Below are 1,066 nucleotides of genomic sequence, written 5' to 3'. Positions count from 1 at the left end.
CGGCCAGCCTCGGGGTCGCCTCGATCAGTGCGGCGTCGAGCAGGACACTGCCATCGGCCTCGATGCCGAAATGGGCGGTGACTTCGGCGGGCGCCGCAGCCTGGAGGGCGCGGATCGCCGCGACATGGATCTCCGGCGTGGCCGGCGAGCTCGTCGAAGCGGCCGCCCGCCGGGCCCCAATGCGAGACGACCGGCACCGACCAGCCCATCCGGTCGAGGGACTTCACCACCTGGGCCGAGGGGCCGACATTGCCGACGAGGAACAGCGCGTCGGCCCCGGCCTCCTTCAACCGCGACAACTGGGGCACCATGTCGACGTCGTTGGCCTCGTATTTCTCGATGCCCGCCGCCGGGAGGTTGGCCGCCTGCAGGGCGTCCTTGAGGCCCTTCTGGTTCGACTCGCCCCAGGCGTTGTTGACGAGGATCATGCCGGGCTTCTTCGCCCCGTAGGTCTTGACCGCATAGGCGACCAGCGCCTCGTCGACGAGGGCATCGACCGCCGAGACCCGGAAGGCGTAATTGTCGGCGGCACCGTTGCGGGTGATGCCGGTGCCGGCCGCCCAGGGGCCGATGAACGGCACCTTCATCTGGTTGGCGATCGGCACGATCGCCATCGAGACCGGCGTGTCGAGGCCGCCGACCACCGCGACGACGCCGACCCGCTGGATCAGCTCGCGGGTCGCCAGCACGCCCTTGGACGGGTTGGCCTCGTCGTCGCGGGCCACGAGCTCGAGCGGGCGCCCGAGGACGCCGCCCTTGGCGTTGATCTCGTCGATGGCGAGCCCGATCCCGCGGGAGATCGCCTCGCCGGATTTCGCGGATTGGCCGCTCAGGGCGGTCACGAGACCGATCTTGACGGTGTCGGCCGCCTGCGCGGCCGAGACGGTCAGGCCGAGCAGGGCGCTCGTCGTCACCGCGATGCGGCGCAGGGCGGGGGGCAGGAAGGAGGCCATGGCGTGTCTCCGAGGGCGTGGCAGCACGGCTGACCGCAACCTCCATGCCACTGAAAACCCGATGCTTCTTCGACCGCGCCTGACCGTGCGGCACCCCCGGAGGCATTCGGCTC

At 70.8% G+C, this 1,066-nt stretch carries 1 protein-coding gene; it reads right to left on the bottom strand.

Annotated features, from left to right (window positions below; genetic code table 11):
* Positions 1-953 (bottom strand): ABC transporter substrate-binding protein (locus I53_RS24850; RefSeq protein ID WP_251982449.1); only part of this gene is annotated, 953 nt, incomplete at its 3' end.
* Positions 954-1,066: the final 113 nt, after the last annotated feature.

The organism is Methylobacterium sp. B1, assembly GCF_000333255.1.
GTDB classification, from domain to species: domain Bacteria; phylum Pseudomonadota; class Alphaproteobacteria; order Rhizobiales; family Beijerinckiaceae; genus Methylobacterium; species Methylobacterium fujisawaense.
This window is presented reverse-complemented; position numbering and strand designations above follow the sequence as displayed.